The organism is Xenorhabdus thuongxuanensis (genome assembly GCF_001908095.1).
Classification (GTDB): Bacteria; Pseudomonadota; Gammaproteobacteria; order Enterobacterales; family Enterobacteriaceae; genus Xenorhabdus; species Xenorhabdus thuongxuanensis.
Map to the genome: position 1 here is coordinate 1 of NZ_MKGR01000104.1, position 666 is coordinate 666.

Genomic DNA, 666 nt, shown 5'->3' on the forward strand with positions numbered 1-666 from the left:
GATCAGTGTCGATTGCTCGCTATCCGTTTCCATTTTCAGATCTACAGCATATTGCAACGGCGTAATGGTATTTGCAGCCTGAGACATTAGATAGCGTTTTTTGGATTCAGCACGTTGCTGTAATTCCTCTGGCGGCGGAGGGGGGATTTTAATCCACGCAGGCATGTTTGATTTATCAACGCCCAGCATCATTCCCTCCGGTGGATTTGATGAATATTGCCGAAAAACATCATCAGGAACATCGATAGCATCGGCAGGCCATGTTCCCGCTAAATCAAAATCAGATTTCCACATATATGAATAAAATGCGATATTCATTGGACTAAATGCATAATTAAATTTCATTAATATCACCTCACCACCCGATAGCCAGAAACATAACATTGGACGAGCTACTGATGGTATCGATATTTTTAGTGACGCACTGAAAACCCGTTTTTGTAATCTGTTCACACGACGCTAACACATGTACATAGCTCATTTTGGTACAAAATACCGCCCACACACCGGTGGGGAATGCCTGCGGGTATCTAATCGGATTTGACATTACGCCATTAAACGTAGGGTCGTTAGGTACTGCCCGGGTGAACACCTGCATTTTCATTCCATCAGGGCCATAAAAAATCATATCGGAACCATGCCCGATTGTTGTTAAACCGAGGTTTT

At 43.2% G+C, this 666-nt stretch carries 1 protein-coding gene and 1 pseudogene; both read right to left on the reverse strand.

Going from position 1 to position 666, the window contains the following annotated elements; all coding sequences use genetic code 11:
* A partial coding sequence (locus tag Xentx_RS18245) for a tail fiber assembly protein (RefSeq protein WP_074021890.1) occupies positions 1-345 on the reverse strand: 345 nt, incomplete at its 3' end.
* Positions 346-355: 10 nt separating this feature from the next.
* A pseudogene (locus Xentx_RS19460) lies at positions 356-666 on the reverse strand (phage tail protein); the annotation flags it as partial.